Source organism: Nocardia sputorum (genome assembly GCF_027924405.1).
Lineage (GTDB): Bacteria > Actinomycetota > Actinomycetes > Mycobacteriales > Mycobacteriaceae > Nocardia > Nocardia sputorum.
The window spans coordinates 3,569,224-3,588,487 of record NZ_AP026978.1 but is presented as its reverse complement, the minus strand read 5'-3'; the positions used below and the strand labels follow the sequence as shown (position 1 = coordinate 3,588,487).

19 protein-coding genes are annotated in these 19,264 nt (G+C 70.9%); 11 read left to right on the top strand and 8 right to left on the bottom strand.

Going from position 1 to position 19,264, the window contains the following annotated elements; translation table 11 throughout:
* Positions 1-37: 37 nt before the first annotated feature.
* Positions 38-538: a hemerythrin domain-containing protein gene (locus QMG86_RS16365; protein WP_281880575.1), complete on the top strand. Its 501-nt coding sequence runs from the start codon at positions 38-40 to the stop codon at positions 536-538.
* A gap of 54 nt (positions 539-592) precedes the next feature.
* Here QMG86_RS16365 and QMG86_RS16360 read toward each other — a convergent pair whose 3' ends face one another.
* A complete protein-coding gene (locus QMG86_RS16360; RefSeq protein WP_281880574.1) occupies positions 593-1,204 on the bottom strand; it encodes a flavodoxin family protein in 612 nt (203 codons plus the stop codon).
* A 22-nt stretch (positions 1,205-1,226) separates the two neighbouring features.
* Complete coding sequence (locus tag QMG86_RS16355; RefSeq protein ID WP_281880573.1) at positions 1,227-2,702, bottom strand: aminotransferase class I/II-fold pyridoxal phosphate-dependent enzyme; 1,476 nt, start codon at positions 2,700-2,702, stop codon at positions 1,227-1,229.
* Positions 2,703-2,992: 290 nt separating this feature from the next.
* Here QMG86_RS16355 and QMG86_RS16350 point away from each other — a divergent pair, with 290 nt between their 5' ends.
* The 5 genes from QMG86_RS16350 (at position 2,993) to QMG86_RS16330 (ending at position 12,207) form a co-directional block, all read left to right on the top strand.
* Complete coding sequence (locus QMG86_RS16350; RefSeq protein ID WP_281880572.1) at positions 2,993-4,186, top strand: alcohol dehydrogenase catalytic domain-containing protein; 1,194 nt, start codon at positions 2,993-2,995, stop codon at positions 4,184-4,186.
* Between the two features lie 83 nt (positions 4,187-4,269).
* Positions 4,270-8,877 carry a cation-translocating P-type ATPase gene (locus QMG86_RS16345; protein ID WP_281880570.1) on the top strand — a complete coding sequence of 1,536 codons (4,608 nt, stop codon included), beginning with the start codon at positions 4,270-4,272 and terminating at the stop codon, positions 8,875-8,877.
* Between the two features lie 88 nt (positions 8,878-8,965).
* Positions 8,966-10,747, top strand: coding sequence for a thiamine pyrophosphate-requiring protein (locus QMG86_RS16340; RefSeq protein ID WP_281880569.1), 1,782 nt, complete (start codon positions 8,966-8,968; stop codon positions 10,745-10,747).
* A gap of 20 nt (positions 10,748-10,767) precedes the next feature.
* Positions 10,768-11,328 (top strand): hemerythrin domain-containing protein, encoded by a 561-nt coding sequence (locus QMG86_RS16335; protein ID WP_281880568.1) that lies wholly within the window; start codon positions 10,768-10,770, stop codon positions 11,326-11,328.
* 39 nt (positions 11,329-11,367) lie between these two features.
* Positions 11,368-12,207 carry an SDR family oxidoreductase gene (locus QMG86_RS16330; protein ID WP_281880567.1) on the top strand — a complete coding sequence of 280 codons (840 nt, stop codon included), beginning with the start codon at positions 11,368-11,370 and terminating at the stop codon, positions 12,205-12,207.
* A 63-nt stretch (positions 12,208-12,270) separates the two neighbouring features.
* Here QMG86_RS16330 and QMG86_RS16325 read toward each other — a convergent pair whose 3' ends face one another.
* Together QMG86_RS16325 and QMG86_RS16320 are read right to left on the bottom strand one after the other, a co-directional pair.
* The gene (locus QMG86_RS16325) at positions 12,271-12,501 is read right to left on the bottom strand and encodes a DUF6480 family protein (protein ID WP_281880565.1); all 231 of its coding nucleotides are present in this window, start codon (positions 12,499-12,501) and stop codon (positions 12,271-12,273) included.
* A gap of 168 nt (positions 12,502-12,669) precedes the next feature.
* Positions 12,670-13,050 (bottom strand): inorganic diphosphatase, encoded by a 381-nt coding sequence (locus tag QMG86_RS16320; RefSeq protein WP_281880564.1) that lies wholly within the window; start codon positions 13,048-13,050, stop codon positions 12,670-12,672.
* A 136-nt stretch (positions 13,051-13,186) separates the two neighbouring features.
* Between QMG86_RS16320 and QMG86_RS16315 the strand changes: the two genes are divergently transcribed.
* The 3 genes from QMG86_RS16315 (at position 13,187) to QMG86_RS16305 (ending at position 15,594) form a co-directional block, all read left to right on the top strand.
* The gene (locus QMG86_RS16315; protein ID WP_281880562.1) at positions 13,187-13,810 is read left to right on the top strand and encodes an antibiotic biosynthesis monooxygenase; all 624 of its coding nucleotides are present in this window, start codon (positions 13,187-13,189) and stop codon (positions 13,808-13,810) included.
* 144 nt (positions 13,811-13,954) lie between these two features.
* Entirely contained in the window at positions 13,955-14,734 is a 780-nt protein-coding gene (locus tag QMG86_RS16310) for a helix-turn-helix domain-containing protein (RefSeq protein WP_281880560.1), read from the top strand.
* The gene (locus QMG86_RS16305; protein ID WP_281880558.1) at positions 14,731-15,594 is read left to right on the top strand and encodes a fructosamine kinase family protein; all 864 of its coding nucleotides are present in this window, start codon (positions 14,731-14,733) and stop codon (positions 15,592-15,594) included. The genes QMG86_RS16310 and QMG86_RS16305 overlap by 4 nt, the downstream gene beginning before the upstream one ends.
* A 13-nt stretch (positions 15,595-15,607) precedes the next feature.
* On the opposite strand, the gene QMG86_RS16300 is transcribed toward QMG86_RS16305, so the two are convergent.
* The 3 genes from QMG86_RS16300 to QMG86_RS16290 form a co-directional block, all read right to left on the bottom strand.
* Entirely contained in the window at positions 15,608-16,483 is an 876-nt protein-coding gene (locus QMG86_RS16300) for a TIGR03619 family F420-dependent LLM class oxidoreductase (RefSeq protein ID WP_281880557.1), read from the bottom strand.
* A 151-nt stretch (positions 16,484-16,634) separates the two neighbouring features.
* Positions 16,635-17,138 (bottom strand): VOC family protein, encoded by a 504-nt coding sequence (locus QMG86_RS16295; RefSeq protein ID WP_281880556.1) that lies wholly within the window; start codon positions 17,136-17,138, stop codon positions 16,635-16,637.
* The gene (locus tag QMG86_RS16290; protein ID WP_281880554.1) at positions 17,135-17,899 is read right to left on the bottom strand and encodes an SDR family NAD(P)-dependent oxidoreductase; all 765 of its coding nucleotides are present in this window, start codon (positions 17,897-17,899) and stop codon (positions 17,135-17,137) included. Before QMG86_RS16290 ends, QMG86_RS16295 begins: the two co-directional genes overlap by 4 nt.
* A 60-nt stretch (positions 17,900-17,959) precedes the next feature.
* On the opposite strand from QMG86_RS16290, the gene QMG86_RS16285 reads away from it, so the two are divergent.
* A complete protein-coding gene (locus tag QMG86_RS16285) occupies positions 17,960-18,598 on the top strand; it encodes a TetR/AcrR family transcriptional regulator (RefSeq protein WP_281880553.1) in 639 nt (212 codons plus the stop codon).
* 21 nt (positions 18,599-18,619) lie between these two features.
* On the opposite strand, the gene QMG86_RS16280 is transcribed toward QMG86_RS16285, so the two are convergent.
* Positions 18,620-18,877: a hypothetical protein gene (locus QMG86_RS16280; RefSeq protein WP_281880552.1), complete on the bottom strand. Its 258-nt coding sequence runs from the start codon at positions 18,875-18,877 to the stop codon at positions 18,620-18,622.
* Between the two features lie 204 nt (positions 18,878-19,081).
* Here QMG86_RS16280 and QMG86_RS16275 point away from each other — a divergent pair, with 204 nt between their 5' ends.
* Positions 19,082-19,264, top strand: a complete 183-nt coding sequence (locus tag QMG86_RS16275) for a hypothetical protein (RefSeq protein ID WP_281880543.1) — start codon at positions 19,082-19,084, stop codon at positions 19,262-19,264.

Here is a 19,264-nt window from a genome sequence, read left to right as displayed (position 1 = left end):
CGGCAGAAGACTCGGCCCCCGATGCAAGGAGAAAGCGATGACCACCGACGCGATCGTGCTGCTTCGCGACGACCACAAGGCGATCCGGAAGCTGTTCCGCCAGTTCGAGAAGGCGGGCGACGACGCCGTCGAAACCAAGGGCGACGTGGTGAAGAAGATCATCGAGGCGCTCACCGTGCACACCTATCTCGAGAACGAGTGCATGTACCCCGAGGTGCGAAAACTCGTTCCCGACCTCGAGGAGGACATCCTGGAGTCCTACGAGGAGCATCACGTCGCCGACGTGCTGGTCACCGAGCTGGCGACGATGAAGCCCGACGACGAGCACTTCACCGCCAAGACCACCGTGCTGATCGAGAACGTCGATCATCACATCGACGAGGAAGAGAACGAGTGGTTCCCGAAGGTGCGCGAGCAGCTGGGACGCAAGCAACTGCAGGAGATCGGCGCGCGCATGCAGGAACTCAGGAAGAAGGCGCCGACCTCGCCCGCGCAGCCGTCGGCCTTGAAGAAGACCGTCGACGCCGTCCTCGCCTGACCACGTGATCGCGCCGGCACCCGGAGGGGGCGCCGGCGCGATCACGGGCGGAAGTCATCCGGCGGGCGGGTACTGCTGGGCGCTCAGCACCCGGGCCAGGTGTGCGGCGTTTCGGGCCAGCGCCGCGGTGGCCGAGGCGACGGCCTTGGGCACCGAGTCCAGATCCTGGTAGTCGGTGCCGCCCATGGCTTGATCGTTCCAGTATGTGCAGCCCTGCGCGGGGATGGTGAATCCGATGTCGTTGAGCCCTTGGTACAGATCGGCGACGATCTTGTGCGCGCCGTCCTCGTTGCCGACCACCGCCACCGTGGCCACCTTGCCGACCATCGCGGGACGCCCCTCGTCGTCGGTCTCGGACAGCTCGGCGTCCAGGCGCTCGAGCACTCGCTGCGCCACCGACGACATGTGCCCCACCCACGTGGGGGTCGAGATCAGCAGGATGTCGGCCGCGGCGATCCGCTCGCGGATCGACGGCCACTGGTCGCCGGGCCCCTCGTCGGTGGTGACGCCGGGCAGTACCTCGTAGTCCACCACGCGCAGCGCCGTGCCCGGCACGTCGTGCTGGGCCAGCTCGTCGAGCACCTGCCGGGCGATGAGGTCGCTGCTGGATTCGGCAGGTGACTTCTTCAGCGTGCACACCAGCGCGAGGGCGGTCGGTCCGGCCATGAAGGAAACCTCCTGATCCACATCAACTTCCGGTTCGGCCGCGGGCGACGACCCGGATCGTGCGCAGCCGCGAGTCCGCGGCGTCCGGCACGTTCATGCCCGCGTCCAGCCCGGTGCGCAGGTAGTCGACGACGGCGCCGTCGATGCGTTCACCGGGCACGACCACCGGTATGCCCGGTGGGTAGGGCGTGAGCTGCTCGGCGGCGATCCGGCCGACGGCGTCGCGCGCGTCCACCGTCTCCACCGGGCCGAAGAACGCGTCGCGTGGCAACATCACCGATTCCAGCTGCAGGTCTTCCGGCGAGGGCAGGTCGATGCTCGGCGGGTCGGGGTCGTCGAGTTGGTCGCGCCAGGCGGCGATGCCGTCGATCAGGGTGTCGACGGTGTCCTTGTCGTCGGCGAGCGACAGGGTGGCGAGCAGACGCCGGTGATCGCTCAAACCCATGTCGATGCGCCGGTGCTCACGCAGCCAGTCCGCGGCCTGATAGCCGCTGGCCCCGGTGCCGGACACGTCCATGAGGACTTGGAGCCGGTCGAGGTCGTGTGAGGCTTCCGTGCCGAGCAGTTCGTCTTCGAGCACCTGGATACCGGGGATCTCCGCGAGCTGCCGCCTGGCCTGTTCGGCGACCCGCAGCGCGTCACCGAGCAGTTCCTGGCCACGTTCGACCATCTGCCTGCGCCAGCCGTCGAGCGCGGCGTAGACCAGGACGTTGGGGCTGGTGGTCATCAGCAGGTCGGCGCACTCGCTGAGCCGGATCGGGTCGACGAGATCACCTTGCAGGTGGAACACCGAACCCTGTTCGAACCCGGCGCCCATCTTGTGCACGCTGACCACGCACAGATCCGCGCCGGCGTCCATGGCCCAGGTCGGCAGGTCGTCGTGGAACGGCAGATGCGCGCCCCACGCTTCGTCCACGATGAGCGGCTTGCCCCGCTCGTGGCAGACCTCGGCGATGCCGGCGATGTCGGCGCAGGTGCCGTACGGACTGGGGCTCACGATCAGCGCGCCCGCGGCGTCGGGGTGGGCATCCCAGGCTTCGCGGACCTCTTGTGGCGAGGGCGGGTGCGCGAAGTGCATCTCGGCATCCCAGCGCGGCGTGATCCACCGCGGCTGGACGCCGGAGAAGATGAGCCCGGCGACGACCGATTTGTGACTGTCCCGCGCCACGAGCAGGCCGCCGTCGTGGCCGCCCGCTACGGTCATCATGGCCGCCTTGACCGACAGGGAACTGCCGCAGGTGGAGAAGAACGCCGATTCCGCCCGCACCGCGTCGGCCATGAGCGCCTCGGCGCGGGCCAGATAGCCGCCGCGGGAGAGCCGGTCGTCCAGCCCTGCGACGGCCAGCACATCGGAGCCGAAGGCGTCCCGGCCGATCACGTCCAGGACGCGTTCGTCGGTTCCGCGTCCTTGCCGGTGCCCGGGCGGCGTGAAGCCGTACCGGCCCAGCCGGTGATAGTCGGCAAGCGCTTCCAGCAGAGGAGCTCGTGTATGGTCCACGGCTACCGCCTACCCCGAAACGGCGCCGGCACACCTGCGGCTTACGGTGCCCGTCGTATACGGGCCGCCGCGGTCTTGAACAGCGGCTGCTTGGACGCGGGGTCGACATCGGTGGTCAGCTCGTTCGCCGCCCGGTCGTGCGTGCCGTCCCCGCGATCCCGATACCCGTAATGGAAGGGGAGACGCCACCTACCCGAAGGGGGGCGGGCAAACCCGGCGGCGGTCGTTTCGGGGCCAGGCCGCCGGGTAGGACGGGGACAGTTATCGACCCCGACCGGAGGAGCGCCCGGATGAAGGCAGTGACCTGGCAAGGACGACGCAAAGTCGCCGTGGAGACGGTGCCCGATCCCCGCATCGAGGCCCCCACGGACGCGATCATCGAGGTCACCTCCACTGGGATCTGCGGTTCCGACCTGCACCTGTACGAGCTGCTCGGCGCCTACATGAGCACCGGCGACGTCCTCGGTCACGAAGCCATGGGACGGGTGGTGGAGACCGGCTCGGCGGTCACCGGGCTGTCCCGCGGCGACCGTGTCGTGGTCCCGTTCCAGATCAGCTGCGGCGGCTGCTACATGTGCCGGACCGGCCTGCCCACCCAGTGCGAGACGACCCAGGTCCGCCGGTACGGTTGCGGCGCGGCCCTGTTCGGCTACTCGAAACTCTACGGGCAGGTGCCCGGCGGTCAGGCGGAGTATCTGCGGGTGCCACACGCGGACGCCACCCATGTCAAAGTGCCCGAGGGACCTGCCGACGACCGCTTCCTGTATTTGTCCGACGTGCTGCCCACCGCTTGGCAGGCGGTGGAGTACGCCGGGGTGCCCGACGGCGGTTCGGTGACCGTGCTCGGTCTCGGCCCGATCGGGGACATGGCCTGCCGGGTCGCGGCGCAGCGCGGCTATCGCGTCATCGGCGTGGACCGGGTGCCCGAGCGGCTGGCGCGGGTGGCCGGGCGCGGCGTGGAAGTGATCGACCTCGCCGCCGCCGACGAGCCGGTCGGCGACATCATCCGCGGCTGGACCGAGGGCCGCGGCACCGACGCGGTGATCGACGCGGTCGGGATGGAGGCCCACGGGTCGCCGATCGCGTCGGTGGCCCAGCGTTCGGCGGCGTTCCTGCCGGACGCGGTGGCCCAGAAGGTGATGGACACCGCGGGCGTCGACCGGCTCGCGGCGCTGAACTCCGCGATCGACATCGTCCGCCGCGGCGGCACGATCTCGGTGATCGGCGTCTACGGCGGCATGCGCGATCCGCTGCCGATGCGGGTGTTGTTCGACAAGCAGATCCAGCTGCGGATGGGCCAGGCGAACGTCAAACGATGGGTGGAGGACATCATGCCGCTGCTGCGTGACGGCGACCCACTGGGCGTGGACGGCTTCGCCACCCATCGGCTACCGCTGAGCGCAGCAGCGCAGGGCTACGCCGACTTCCAACAGAAAACCGACGGCGCGATAAAAGTCGTGCTCGACCCGACCGCCACGAACTGACCGGCGCGGCGGACCCCGCCGCGGTCGTCCGAGACCGCGGCGGCGGACGGTTTGCTCTGTTCGGGCCTGGGTAGCTGCCGTGTATGAGCTTCTTACTACGCGCAGCCGTCTCGCCGTGGTGGCTCGAGGCGCCGACCTCCGTCGCCGCCGAGATGGCCCGCGCAGGGGTGGAGAAGGCCGTCGGTCTGGGCGCGAAAGCGGCACAGGCGCCGGTGCAGGCGGTGGTGGCGGGCGCGCGAGCGAGCGCGTCGCTGCTCAACCTGGGACGTGACGAGGAGTTGCGCGACGAACTGGCGGCGCTGATCGATCCGCATGCGCTGCGCACCCGCCGCCGGGTGGCCCTCTACGAGGACCGGGCCACCGTGGAAGTGCGCGGACTGGACTCCGGCAAGAGCGGCGACGTCACCCGAGCGCTGCACCGGACCCTGGACCGGCGCCGCGACGTGCGCTGGTGGCGGGTGAACGCGGTGACCGGGCGCGTCGTCGCCGCGCTCGAGCACGGCGCGGCCGACCTGCCCGCCCTGGTGTCGGCCATCGAGTCCGTCGAGGCCGACACCGCGGTCGGCGACCTGGACTGGAGCCGCGGCTGTGAGCACCCCGGCGATCGGGAACCGCTGCTGGCGGCCGGGATCCAGGTCGCAGGCGACGTGGGCGCGATCGCGCTGTCGACGGTGGCCGCGGTGCTGCCGTTGCGCAAGCCCGCCCGCGTGCTGCGCGCGGTGGCCGCCTTCGTCGACACCCAGCCCCGCCTGCGCAAACCACTGGAGGAACAGCTCGGCCGTACCCGCACCGACCTGCTGCTCACCACGGCCAACGCCATCGGCAACGCCCTGGGCAACACCGCCGCGGCGGGCACGGCGAACCTGGTGATCGACGCGGTGCACCGCGGTCTCACCCTGACCGAGTCGCTGACCCGGTACGCGCAATGGCGCGACTGGGAAGCCGACATCGACCGCCGCCCGGCGGAAGTCTGCGATCCGCTGACGCCGCGCGCCCGCGTGGTCGAGATGCCGCAGGGACCGATCGAGCGGGTCGCCGACGAAACGGCCGCGGGCGCGCTGGTGGGTGCGGTCACCTCCGTGCTCGGCGGCCGCGGCCTGTTCGGCGCCGCCGACGCGCTGGAACTGGGAGCGCCCAAGGCGGCGCGGGCCAGCCGCGAAGCCTACGGGGCGCTGGTCTCGACGATGCTGGGCCGGGCGGGCGTACTGACGCTGCACCCGCGCGTGTGGCGGCGGCTGGACCGATTGTCGGCGCTGGTCATCGACGGAGAGTCGCTGTTGACCGCGCGCCGGTTGATCCTCGACGCCGAAGCCACCGATCCACGGTGGTCGGTCGCCGAAGTATGGAGCGCGAGCCAGCGGCTGCTGTGGGAACAGGAGGCCGGCGAAGGCGCCCAGAACGACTTGCTGCCCGACGACACCGACCGCTACCTGTCGGCCGGCGGCCACCGGCGTCTGGTGCACCCCGCGACCGGAAGGCCCGATGACGGCGACACCCGCCGCGCGGTATGGCGCGAACTCCACGACAACGGCACACCGGTGGGACGGGTGCTGGTCGGACGCGAACTCGACCGGCGCGCGCACGCCCTGCTGAGCAGGGCCCGCAGCGCGGGCCTGCGGGTGACCCTCGCCGCGGGCGCCGACGCCGCCGAACTGCGGTCGATGGCCGACGAATTCGTCTCCCCGTCGCGTTCGCTCAGCGAACGCGTGCGCACCCTGCAACAGGACGGCCACGTCGTCGCGGTGCTGAGTCCCCGCGCGCACAAGGCCCTGGCCTTCGCCGATGTCGGTATCGGGATGGCGGTGCGGGAAGGCAACGCGCTGCAGATGCCCTGGACCGCCGACGCGGTCTGCCGCGATCTCGGGCAGGCCCACCGGGTGCTCGCCGCCATCGCCCCGGCCCGGCAGGTGAGCGAACGGGGCCGCTCACTGGCCCTGTCGGCGGCCGCGCTGGGCGGGTTGCTGCTGGCCGTCGCCCCGGACAGCGCGGGCCGGTCCTCGCCGATGACCGCCGCCCACTACACCGGTCTGCTCAGCGGCGCCTACACCGGCTGGCGCGCAGCGCGCGCCGAGCCCCAGGCCACCCTCGCCCCGCTGCTGCCGTGGCACGCCCTCGAACCCGGTGAGGTGCTGAGCCGGTTGCCGCGGCCCGCGCCCGTCGAGGAGCGTGCCGCGCCCAGTCCCGCCGCCCGCATCCCCGGCGCGCGCGTCCTCGCCTCGGCGGTGTCGTTCGCGGGCCAACTGCGCCGCGAGCTGGCCGATCCGCTCACCCCGATTCTCGGGGTGGGCGCGGTCGCCACCGCCGTGCTCGGCGCGCCGTCGGACGCGGTGCTGCTGTCGTCGGTGCTCGGGGTCAACGCGCTGGTGTCGGCCTGGCAGCGGCAGCGTGCCGAGGGCGCGCTGCACCGCCTGTTCGAGGGCGAACGGCTCACCGCCCGCGTGATCGATCGCGCCGAGCTGGACGCGCGCGAACCACGCGAACGGAAGGTGCCCGCCACCGTTCTCGCACTCGGCGACGTGATCGTGCTGCGCGGCGGGGATGTGGTCCCCGCCGACGCGCGACTGCTGCGCGCCGACGACCTCGAGATGGACGAATCCGGCCTCACCGGCGAGTCGATCACCGTCGACAAGCAGGTGCCCGCCACCCCGGGCACGTCGGTGGCCGATCGCGCCTGCATGGTGTTCGAGGGCAGCACCGTGGTCAACGGCACCGCGCGGGCGATCGTCGTGGCCGTCGGCCCCGACACCCAGGCAGGCCGCGCCGCGGCCGGCGCCATCCCGCCGGAGAAGGCAGGCGTGCAAGCGCAGTTGCGCCGCTTGACCGACCGCGCCCTGCCGCTGACCTTGACCGGCGGTGGCGTCGTGACCGGGCTGGGCATGCTGCGCGGCAGGCCGCTGCGCACCGCGATCGCCGACGGTGTGGCCGTCGCGGTCGCCGCGGTCCCCGAGGGACTGCCGCTGGTGGCCACGGTCGCTCAGCTGGCCGCCGCCCGCAGGCTGTCGCGGCACGGCGTGCTGGTGCGCGCCAGCCGCACCGTCGAGGCCCTCGGCCGGGTGGACACCTTGTGCTTCGACAAGACCGGCACCCTCACCGAAGGGCGGCTGCGGCTGACCACCCTCGCCGATCTCGACGACCAGTGGTCCCCGGACGCCGGCTCGGAGAGCGCGCACCGCCTGCTGCGCGCCGCGGCCCGCGCCTGCCCCGACCCCGCCGAGGGCCCGATCGCGCACGCCACCGACCGTGCGGTGGTCGACGCCGCGGCCGAGGCGCTCGGCGACGACGCCCGCCGCTGGGATCCGATCGAGGAGATCCCGTTCGAATCCAACCGCGGCTACGCCGCCACCCTCGGCCACACCGCCCACAAACTGCGGTTGATCGTCAAGGGCGCGCCGGAAGTCGTCCTGTCGCGCTGCACCCGGGTGCGGACCGACGACACCGACCATCCCTTCGACGAGCACATGCGCGAACGCGCCGACAAGGCGGTGCGCGATCTCGCCGAGCAGGGCCTGCGGGTGCTCGTGGTGGCCCGCCGCGATCTGCCCGGCGAACCCGACGACGTCGAGGCGGCCGTCGAGGAGCTCACCCTGCTCGGTTTCCTCGGCCTCGCCGACGCTCCGCGCCCCCAGACGCTGCCGCTGGTGACCGCGTTGCAACGCAACGGCATCAGCGTGCGCATGATCACCGGCGACCACCCGGTGACCGCCGCGGCGGTGGCCCGCCAGCTCGGTATCGAGGCCGGCCAGGTGGTGACCGGCGCGGATCTCGACCGTCTGGACGAGACCGCGCAGACGGAGCTGATCGAGCAGAGTACCGTCTTCGCCCGCGTCGACCCGGAGCAGAAGGTGCGTATCGTGGCGGCGCTGCGCCGCGCGGGTCACGTGGTCGGCATGACCGGCGACGGCAGCAACGACGCCGCCGCCATCCGCACCGCCGACGTCGGAATCGGCTTGGCCGCACAGGGTTCGGTCGCCGCCCGCAATGCCGCCGACATGGTGCTCACCCACCCCGACCCGCTGGTGCTGTTGCACGCCCTCGTCGAAGGGCGCGGCATGTGGCAGCGGGTCACCGACGCCGTCGGCGTGCTGGTCGGCGGCAACGCGGGCGAAGTGGCCTTCACGCTGTACGGCACCGCCGTCAGTGGCCGGGCGCCGCTGGGCACCCGGCAATTCCTGCTGGTGAACATGCTCACCGACATGTTCCCCGCCATGGCGCTGGCGCTGTCGCGCGAGCGCGACACCGCCGATCCCGACGACGCCGACGATCCGCGGGCGCAGGCGGAGCGGGCCGGAGAGCGGCTGGCCGGACTCCCGCGCGCCGACCTGGGCACGGACCTGCTGCGCACGCTCGGCGTCCGCGGTGTCGCGACGGCTACCAGCGCGTCGGTCGCCTGGACCCTCGGCCGCATGACCGGCACGCAGCGGCGCGCGGCGACCATCGGGCTGGTCGCGCTGATCGGCACGCAGCTCGGGCAGACGCTGGTCTCCGGATACCGCAGCCCGCTGGTGTGGCTCACCACGGCGGCCAGTGGCGCGGTGCTCGGCGCGGTGGTGATGACGCCGGGGCTGTGCGGCTATTTCGGTTGCCGCCCGCTGGATCCCGTCGGATGGGGGATCGCGACCACGTGCGCGACGACCGCCACCGCCGCCGCCGTGCTGCTCCCGCGGCTGCTGCCCCCGCAAGAGACCGCCTAGGGCGGCGGCCGCGCTGATTGGCGCATGACCGCCCGGGTACCCGCCCGTCGACGGACCCTGCCACCGGCACACGGACAGGAGGAACCCTATGGCTCAACAGGTCGGTGACTACGTCGTGCAGCGTCTGCGGGAGTGGGGCGTCGAGCAGGTCTTCGGTTATCCCGGCGACGGGATCAACGGCCTGATCGCCGCTTTCGGCCGCGCCGAGGACACGCCGGCGTTCATCCAAGCCCGCCACGAGGAGATGTCGGCGTTCCAGGCCACCGGATACGCCAAATTCAGCGGCAAGGTGGGCGTGTGCACCGCGACCTCGGGGCCCGGGGCGATTCACCTGCTCAACGGGCTGTACGACGCGAAGCTCGATCACGTCCCGGTGGTGGCGATCGTCGGGCAGACCGCCCGCAGCGCCATGGGCGGCAGCTATCAGCAGGAAGTGGATCTGCAGAGTCTGTTCAAGGACGTGGCGTCGGACTATCTGGTCGAGGTGAACGTGGCCAGCCAGCTGCCCAACGCGCTGGATCGCGCCTTCCGGATCGCGGCCGCGCGCCGGGCCCCGACCGCGGTGATCATCCCGTCGGATCTGCAAGAAGAGCAATACCATCCACCGCAGCACGCCTTCAAGCAGGTGCCGTCGAGCCCACCGGGATCGCTCTCGACACGCGTGGTGCCCGCGCACGAGGACATCCGGCGCGCGGCGGAGGTGCTCGAGGCCGGATCGAAGGTCGCCATCCTCGTCGGTCAGGGCGCCCGCGCGGCCGCCGAGGAGGTCATCGAGCTCGCCGAGCGCACCGGCGCGGGCGTGGCGAAGGCGCTGCTGGGCAAGGACGTGCTGCCCGACGACCTGCCTTTCGTCACGGGCGCGATCGGATTGCTCGGCAGCAGGCCCAGTTACGAGCTCATGCGCGACTGCGACACGCTGCTGATCGTCGGATCGAATTTCCCCTACAGCCAGTTCCTGCCCGAACCGGGGCAGGCGCGCGCGGTGCAGATCGACCTCGACGGCGCCATGATCGGCATGCGGTACCCCACCGAGGTGAACCTGGTCGGCGACGCGAAATCGACGCTGGCGGAGCTGATTCCGCTGGTGCGGCGCAAGGGCGACCGCAGCTGGCGGGAGCGGGTCGAGAAGAACGTCGCCCGCTGGTGGCAGACCGTCGAACGCCAATCCCTGCTGGACGCCGAACCGGTCAACCCGATGCGGGTGGTGTGGGAGCTGTCCGAACGCATTCCCGAGGATGCCATCGTCACCGCGGATTCCGGGTCCTCGACCAACTGGTACGCCCGCTGCCTGCGCTTTCGCGGCCGGATGCGCGGATCGCTGTCGGGCACCTTGGCCACCATGGGCCCCGGCGTGCCCTACGCCATCGGCGCCAAGTTCGCCCACCCCGACCGGCCCGTGATCGCGCTGGTCGGCGACGGCGCCATGCAGATGAACGGCATGGCCGAACTGCTGACCATCGCCCGCTACCGCCCCCGCTGGCGCGACCAGCGCCTGGTCGTCTGCGTCTTCCACAACAACGACCTCAACCAGGTCACCTGGGAGCTGCGGGCCATGGGCGGCGCGCCGAAATTCGAGCAGTCGCAAACGCTTCCCGACGTCTCCTACGCCGAGGTCGCCCACAGCGCCGGCCTGACCGGCATCACCGTGCGGACCCCCGAGGAGCTGGGCCCGGCCTGGGACAGCGCCCTGCACGCCGACGGCCCGGTCGTGCTCGACGTGCACTGCGACCCCGACGTGCCGCCCATCCCGCCGCACGCGACCTGGGATCAGATGAAGGACACCGCCGAAGCCGTGCTGCGCGGCGACCCCGACGCCTGGCACCTGGTCGCGCAGGGCGCGAAAGCCAAAGTCCAGGAATTCATTCCGTAGCGACAGAAATGAGTGTTGCGATGACCGACCAGGATGTCGTCGACCTGCTCACCGCCCAGCACGCGAAGATCCGCGAGCTGCTGGCGCGACTACAGGCGGGTCCCGACGCGAAACAGGATCTGTTCACCGACCTGGTGCGGTTGCTGGCCGTGCACGAGAGCGCCGAGGAGGAGGTCGTGCACCCGGTGGCCGGGCGAGCCCGTTTCGGCGCCGACGCCGACATCGTGCAACCGCGGTTGGCGGAGGAGAACGCGGCCAAACGCGCGCTGGCCGACCTCTACCACCTCGGTGTGGACCATCCGGAGTTCGATGCCCGGCTGGCCCGGTTCGCCGCCGCGGTCGACGAGCACGCCACGCACGAGGAAGCCGAGGAGTTCCCGCTGCTGCGCGCGCAGTTCTCCAGCAGCCAACTGAAGCGGATGGCCGGATCGGTGCGGGCCGCCGAGGCGGTGGCGCCCACCCGCCCGCATCCGCACGCGGGGGAGTCCGCGCCGGCGAACCTGCTGGCCGGCCCGCCGTTGGCGCTGTTCGACCGCACGCGCGACGCGGTGCGCGACTGGCGGCAGCAGCAGGACACGTGATCACCCGTAGCGCCGAAGTGCACAGGAGGAAGAGACGACATGGGTTTTCCCGAACAGCAGCAAGACGTCCCTGGTATCCAGGCCAGGATGACCCCGGTCCCGGACTGCGGTGAGGACAGCTACCGCGGCTCCGGGAAGTTGACCGGCAAAGCCGCCGTCATCACCGGCGCCGACAGCGGCATCGGACGGGCGGTGGCGATCGCCTACGCGCGCGAGGGCGCGGATGTGCTCATCTCCTACCTCGACGAGGACGAGGACGCCAAACAGGTCGCCGACCTGGTGACGCAGGCCGGACGCAAAGCCGTGCTCGTGCCCGGCGACCTGTCCGAGGCCGCGCACTGCCGCGCCGTCATCGACCGTGCGGTGCGCGAATTCGGGAAGATCGACGTCCTGGTGAGCAACGCGGCGTTCCAGATGACGCACGAGACGCTCGAGGAGATCAGCGACGAGGAATTCGAGCACACCGTCAAACTGAACATCAACGCCTACTTCTATCTGGTGAAGGCGGCGCTGCCGCACATGCCCCCCGGCTCGTCGATCATCGGCAGCTCCTCGGTCAACTCCGACATGCCCTCACCCACCCTGGCTCCGTACGCGGCGACCAAAGCCGCCATCGCGAATTTCTCCGCCAGCCTCGCGCAGCTGCTGGGCGAACGCGGGATCCGGGTCAACAGCGTCGCGCCGGGCCCGATCTGGACCCCGTTGATCCCGGCCACGATGCCGGTGGAGAAGGTCGCGAAATTCGGCGACGATACCCCGCTGGGTCGTGCCGGTCAGCCGGCCGAACTGGCCCCCACCTACGTCATGCTGGCCTCCGACGACGGCAGCTACGTCTCCGGCGCCCGCATCGCGGTCACCGGGGGCAGGCCGATCCTGTGAGAGTGCGCGCACGCTGACCCACGGTCGGCCGCACGTCCGAGCGGCCGACCGTCGGGGCACCGGTCACAGCATCGACACCACGATGCCGACCGCCGCGGCGACGAAGAGCAGGATCACCACCGCCCCGATGAGCATCGCCACGACCCCGGTGACGGGGAAGTGGTGTCTGGTGCTGGGCTCCGGCGCCGACAGCCCGGAGGTCTGCGGCGTGTCCGGGGGCGTGGCGCCCGGCGGCACTCCGCCGCCGGGTTCCAGATCGGGTGTTTTCGCGGGATCGGGATCCATCGCGCTCATAGCCGCTCCCTACTCGCCGTCGTTGCCGGGTACCTCGGGTGCGCCGGGCCGTTTGCCGGACCTCTTTTGATAGAGGATCACCGCGCCGACGAGCACCGCGAGTCCGAGAATCACCAACAGTTCCATGCCCGGGACCTACCCGGTATCCGCGCGCCCAATCGGCACCGGTCAGCTCCGTACGAGGACGTAGTGACCTGGGGTCTCCTGGAACGCGACGGCCTGATGGATCGCCGCGTCGTCCAGGACCGGATCTGCGCTCGGGACGATCAGAAGCTTGTCGTCATCGTCGTAGAACCGGTGGATGATCCCGACGCAGCGTCCCCGTGCGAAGACCATCGGTTCGGCCGGTCCGAGGAAGTACGCGTCGAGTTCCTGCCCATCGGGGGCGCGGGTGAGCGGGACGTAGCCGTAGTTGGCGAGGTAGCGGAATCCGCACCGGGGGTGATGGCTTCCGTAGGGCCGGTCGATCACGAGATCCACTGTGGCATCGAGGAACAGGCGCGCCAGCCGCAGCGACTCGGAATCCTCGAGCGGCACCGGGTCGGTCATCGCCCCAGGGTACGGCAGGCTCGGGCAGGCGATCCGCGGGTGCAGGCGGGCATTGCGTGCGGACGCGGGCTGGAGGAAGGTGAGTATGTCCGGTGGCGCCACCGGGGCGCCACCCTGACAGGGCGGGAGGTGGCCCGTGTACGCACGTTCCAGCACCATCGCGGCCCAGCCGTCATCGATCGACGACGGGCTCGCGTATCTGCGCGATGAATTGATGCCGAATCTGCCCGAGATCCAGGGGTGGGTCGGTTTGTCCCTGATGGCCGACCGGTCGACGGGACGCTGCATCGCCACGACCTCGTGGGAGACCGAGGAGGCTCTGCACGCCAGCAGAGGGCGCGTCCAGCCACTGCGCGAGGGCATGGCCCGGCGGCTCGGCGGGCGGGCCGAGCGGGTGGAGGAGTGGGAGATCGCGGTGATGCACCGCGACCATCCGGCCGGCGACGGCTCCTGCACCCGGTGCACGTGGGTTCAGGTGGATCCGGGCCAGCTCGATCGGCTGGCCGACACATTCAAGAACGAAGTGCTGCCGCAGACGGAGATGCTCGACGGGTTCTGCAGCGCCAGCCTGTTCATCGACCGGGACAGCGGCCGAGCCGTCGGCGCGACGGTGTGGGAGAACCGGGAGGCGATGGACGGCAGCCGCGAGCAGACCAATCGGATCAGGGCGACGGCGACCCAGCGGGTTGGGGCCAACGTCCTGGAGGTGGGGGAGTTCGATCTGGCCTTCGCGCACCTGCGCGTCCCCGAGATGGCCTGATCGCACAGTGGATCCGGCCGGAACAGCATTCCGGCCGGTGACGCGCGTCCTGCCCGGCGTGGTCGAGAACGGCGCCGCCGGGTAGCGCTGTCGATTACCCGCGAGGTAATGGCCACGCCGGGCGGCCGTTCGTAGGATCGGGGCGTGAGTACCCCGACGGCAGGTGACCTGCTGCGACATTGGCGCCTGGAACGCAGGCTGAGCCAGCTGGAGCTGGCCGGACGAGCCGACACCTCGGCGCGGCACCTCAGCTTCATCGAGACCGGACGCGCTACCCCCAGCCGGACGATGATCGTGCATCTGTCCGAGCATCTGGAGATCCCGTTGCGCGAACGCAACCGCGTCCTGCTGGCCGCGGGCTACGCCCCGGCCTACGCACAGCCCGGCCTGGACACCCCGGCCATGGACGCCGTCCGCGGCGCGATGCGCCAGATCCTGGCCGGCCACGAGCCCTACCCCGCGCTGGCCATCGACCAGAACTGGACGATGATCGACGCCAACAGCGGCGTGGCCGTCCTCATCGCCGGCATCGATCCGGCATTGACGCAACCGCCGGTGAACGCCCTGCGGCTGAGCCTGCACCCCGACGGCATGGCCGGGCGCATCCGCAACCTCGCCGAATGGCGCGGCCACATCTTCGCCCGTCTGGCGCGCCAGGCCGAGGTCACCGGATCCCGGGACCTGGCCGACCTGCTCGAGGAACTGCGGTCCTACCCCGGCGGCGAAGTGGAACTCGCCGTCCCCGAACCCGACCAGGCGGTGGTTCCCCTGCGGATCGACCACGACGGCGACGAGTTGTCGTTCCTCAGTGTCACGACGGTGTTCGGCACCCCGATGAACGTCACCGTCGCCGAACTGGCCATCGAATCGTTCTTCCCCGCCGACGAGGACACCATGAAACGGCTCACCGCGGGCGTCCGGTGAGCCGCGCCGCCCACCTGTCGGCCCTGCTGGCGGCGCCGATTCGCACCGTCACCGATCTCGGCGCCAGCCATGCCTGGACGCTGCACCGCGCCGAACTGACCGACGGCCGGATCGTCTTCGTGAAGGCCTCGGACGGCCCGACGCCCGTCTTCGCGGCCGAAGCGGCGGGACTGACCTGGCTGCGCAGCGCCGCGCCGGGCCCGGCAGGCGACGGCGCCTTACTGCCGGAGGTGCTGGCGGCCGACGAGCGGATGCTGGTGCTGCCATGGCTGCGGGAGACCGGCCCCACGCCCACGGCCGCCGAGCGGCTGGGCCGGGAACTGGCCGCGCTGCACGCCGGCGGATCCGAGCAGTTCGGGGCGCCGTGGGAAGGCTGGATCGCGAGCCTGCCGCTGCCGAACACCCCGACGGACGGACCATGGTCGCGGTGGTACGCCGAACATCGCCTCGCGCCCTACCTGTCCCGGGCGGCCGGTGCGCTCGGCGCCGAGGGAACCCGCCTGATCGAGCGCGTCATCGACCGCATCGACGAGCTGGCGGGGCCGCCCGAACCACCGGCCCGCCTCCACGGCGACCTGTGGTCGGGCAACATCCTGTGGACCCCGGAACGGGCCATGCTCGTCGACCCGGCCGCGCACGCAGGTCACCGCGAGACCGACCTGGCCATGCTCGCCCTTTTCGGCGCCGCGCACCTGGACCGCATCCAGGCCGCCTACCACGAGACCCGCCCGCTCGCCGACGGGTGGCGCGCCCGCACGCCGCTGCATCAGTTGCATCCGCTGCTGGTGCACGTCGTGCTGTTCGGCGCCGGTTACCGGGCGCAGACCCTCGCGGCGGCCGCCGCGGCGCTCGCGTCGTGACCCGCGGCCGGCCTCACCGGTTGACGCGTGCGATGACCTTCTCGGCGAAGCGCGACAGGTTGGCGATCTTCGTCTCCAGCGGCTCGGTGTCCTGCTCGGTGGTGTAAGGCAGCCGGAAGCCGACGATCACGTCGGTGACCCCTTTGTCCTCGAGTCGTTTGATGCCGTCGACGGTGAAACCGTCCAGCGAGATGACGTGCACCTCGAAATCCTTGCGGGTGCCGTACTCCGCGCGCAGCGCGTCCAGTTCGGCCAGCAGCCGGTCCAGTTCGGCGCCGTCGCCACCCGCGTGCATCCACCCGTCACCACGCTGCGCGGCCCGCCGCAACGCGGGTTTGCTGTGCCCGCCGACCAGGATCGGCACCGGCTCGGTCGGCACCGGGCTGATCTTGATCGGCGGAATGTCGTAGAACTGCCCGTGGTATTCGAAGTAGCCGCCCGCCGAGAGCCCGCGCACGATATCGATGCACTCGTCCATCCGCGCGCCGCGCTTGTCGAACGGCACCCCCATGATCTCGAAGTCGTCCGGCCACGGGCTGATGCCGACGCCGAGCCCGAACCGGTTGCCGCTCAGCGCGGCCACCGAGGCGGCCTGCTTGGCCACCAGCACGGGCGGCCGGATCGGCAGCTTCAGCACGAACGGCGTGAAACGCAACGTGGTGGTCACCGCCGCCATCGCCGCGCTGAGCACGAACGCCTCCACGAACGGCTTGTCCTCCAGGAATTCACGGCTGCCGTCGGGGGTGTAGGGGTACTTCGCGTCGGATTCCTTCGGATACGCCACGCTGTCGGCCACGGCCATGGAGGTGTAGCCCGCCTCCTCGGCGGCTTTGGCGAGAGCGAGGTAATACGACGGATCGGTCATCGTCTCGGCGTAGGTGAAACGCATGATGCTCGCCTTCCTGGCGCGTCCAGCGCGCCGCGCGGGTCCCGGCGCCGGTACCCGCCGCAGCGGGCCGTGACCGGAACGGGAGAGGAAAAGGCCGCAAGCGGACCCGAGCCGCCCCGGCAGTTGCCGAGGCCGCCCAGGAGATCACCGCCTACTGCCATGGGTTGGTGAAGCCTTCCGGAATCAAGTGGTCGAACAGCGCCTTCATCTCCGGCGACAACCGCAGCAATTCGATGTGCGAGCCGATCGGCCCGCCCTCGAGATAGGCGAACTCCATCCCGACGCCCTCGAACCGTCCGCGCGCGGCGATCTCGATCCCCGCCGCCGCGGCCTCCGCGAGCGCGGCGTCGTAGTCATCGGGCACCCAGGCGGCGTGATGCAGCCCTGGACCGAGACGGTCCAGATGCTCGGCATACAGGCTCACTCCGCCGCGCGGCTCGATCAGCTCCAACTGCTGGCCACCGGCATAGCCGAGCGCCACGGCGATGGTGTACTCCGCCGGGGCGCCGCGCAGTTCGGCGGCGTCGGGACCGAAGTGGACCTCCGGGATGGTGAACCACTCGCCCACCCCGTACCGGGTGGTGAACGCCTGGCAGGCCGCGGCCAGATCGGCTACCACCCAGCACAGTTGGAAGATCGGACCGCAGGCGATCATCCGCGCCCCCGGAAACGGCTCATCAGACCCGGACACCACCGGTGCGCGGCGATCACCGCCCTGTTGTAGTGCGGGAACACGATGTAGGGTTTGTTCTTGCGCATGCCGCGCAGGATGTGCCGCGCGGCCCGTTCGGCGCTGATCATCCCGATCGGCATCCGGCGCGCCGCCTGCCGATAGGAATACCCGGGCAGGTCGATCCCGGAATCGACGATGTCGGTCGCGACCCCGCCTTGCACCGCCACGCTCACTTTGACCCCGGACGCTGCCGCTTCGGCGCGCAGCGCGGTGCTCAGTCCGACCACGGCGTGCTCGGTCATCGCGTAGGCGGCCGACGGAGACACCGGCGTCAGTCCCGCGAGCGACGCCATGTTGACGATGTGCCCGGAACCTTGCGCGCGCATCAGCGGGTAGGCGTGCCGCGTCCCGTGCACCACACCCCACAGGTTCACGTCCACGATCCGCTGCCACTGCGGCAAGGGCATGTGCTCGACGGTGCCGCCGAGTCGGATGGCCGCGTTGTTGAACAGGAAGTCGATGCGCCCCAGTTCGGCCACCGCGCCGTGGATCAGGTGGCGCACCTGATCGTCGTCGGAGACGTCGACGACCTGGGTGTGGATCGCGGTGTCGGCGGCCAGCCCGACCAGCCCGGCGGCGTCGATATCGGCCGCCACGACCGCGACGCCGCGTGCGGCCAGCAGGCGGCACAGCGCGGCGCCCAAACCGGACGCGGCACCGGTGACCACCGCCACATCAACCACGCGTTCAATTAAGCATCTGTGTTTAACATCGTCAATACCAGTGTTTAGTACAGTGCGGATATGCCGAGCGACGCATCGCGCACCGCCTTGCTCGACGCCGGGGAACGCCTCATCGCCGAACGCGGCGTCGACGTGCCGCTGCGCGACATCGCCGCGGCCGCTGGCCAGCGCAACAACTCCGCGGTCCACTACTACTTCGATTCGCGCACCGGCCTGATCGAGGCCATCGTCGAACGCCGGATGAACTGGCTCGAACAGCGGCGCATGCAACTGCTGGCCGCCCACGAAGCCGACGGCCGCGCCAACGACGTGCACGCCCTCGTCGCGATGCTCGCGACACCGATCCTCGAACTGCTCGGCCACGACCGGGTCACCCACCTGGGCCGGTTCCTGGAAGTCGTGCGCACCCACCCCGTGGTGGCCGACGCGCACCGCCTCGCGGACGCCGACCGCGCCGCGGTCCGCATCATCGCCACCCGCCTGGACGCGGCGCTGACCGGCCTGCCGCGGCAGCTGCGCAGGCAGCGCCTGGAGACCATGGCCACCGTCATGTTCGCCTTGATCGCCGACTACGAGCGCACCCTGGAATCGGGAGTCCGCACCGCCCATCCCGGGGACGCCGCGGAAATCGTGGACATGATCGTCGCCATGCTCACCGTGCCCGTCCCCGAGCACGCCGCCACCGCGCCCGGACGCTGAGATCGGCACGGTTCCGGCCGCTCAGCCCAGCGTCCGGCGTCCCCCGACGCCCTGGACCGCGACCAGCCGCCGATCGCCCTGTGGCCCGGCGGTTTCCGGGAACCTACGGTGCAGCCGCTCGATATAGCGGCGCACGACGCACAGTTCGCTGTGCAACTGGTGCCGCACGGCGGGATCGCCACGGTAGGAGAATTCGATGTCCCGCGCCAAGGTCCGGGCTTGCCGGGTCAGCAACTCCAAGAAGACCCGAGCCTGGGCGAGGTCGGCGTCTTGTTCCATGCGGTGGCCGATCTGTCGTTCGATACAAGTGTCGGTCGCCCAGTGCCCCCCGTGCCGCGGTCCTCAGCCGACAGGAGCAGAACATGATGCTAACCGAGCCGCGGCCCCTCGGGTGCCGAAATGGGACCGTCTTCGGCTATCGCGCGGCGACCAGCCATTCGGCGCGGCGGCGTCCAGGCCGCCGCGCACGCGTATCGTGATCGTATGGGCGTCATCGGGGAGCTGTTTCCGGGCAAGAAGCTGACCCACGAGGGCAGCGAAGACAGCGACGGACAGACCCACGCGCCGCGATTCGACATCGACCTCGACAGCGGAGTGGTGCGGGTGCCGCGCACGGACCACACCACCGCCGACGACCACGGCGACCAGCGTGAGCGAGAAGCCTAG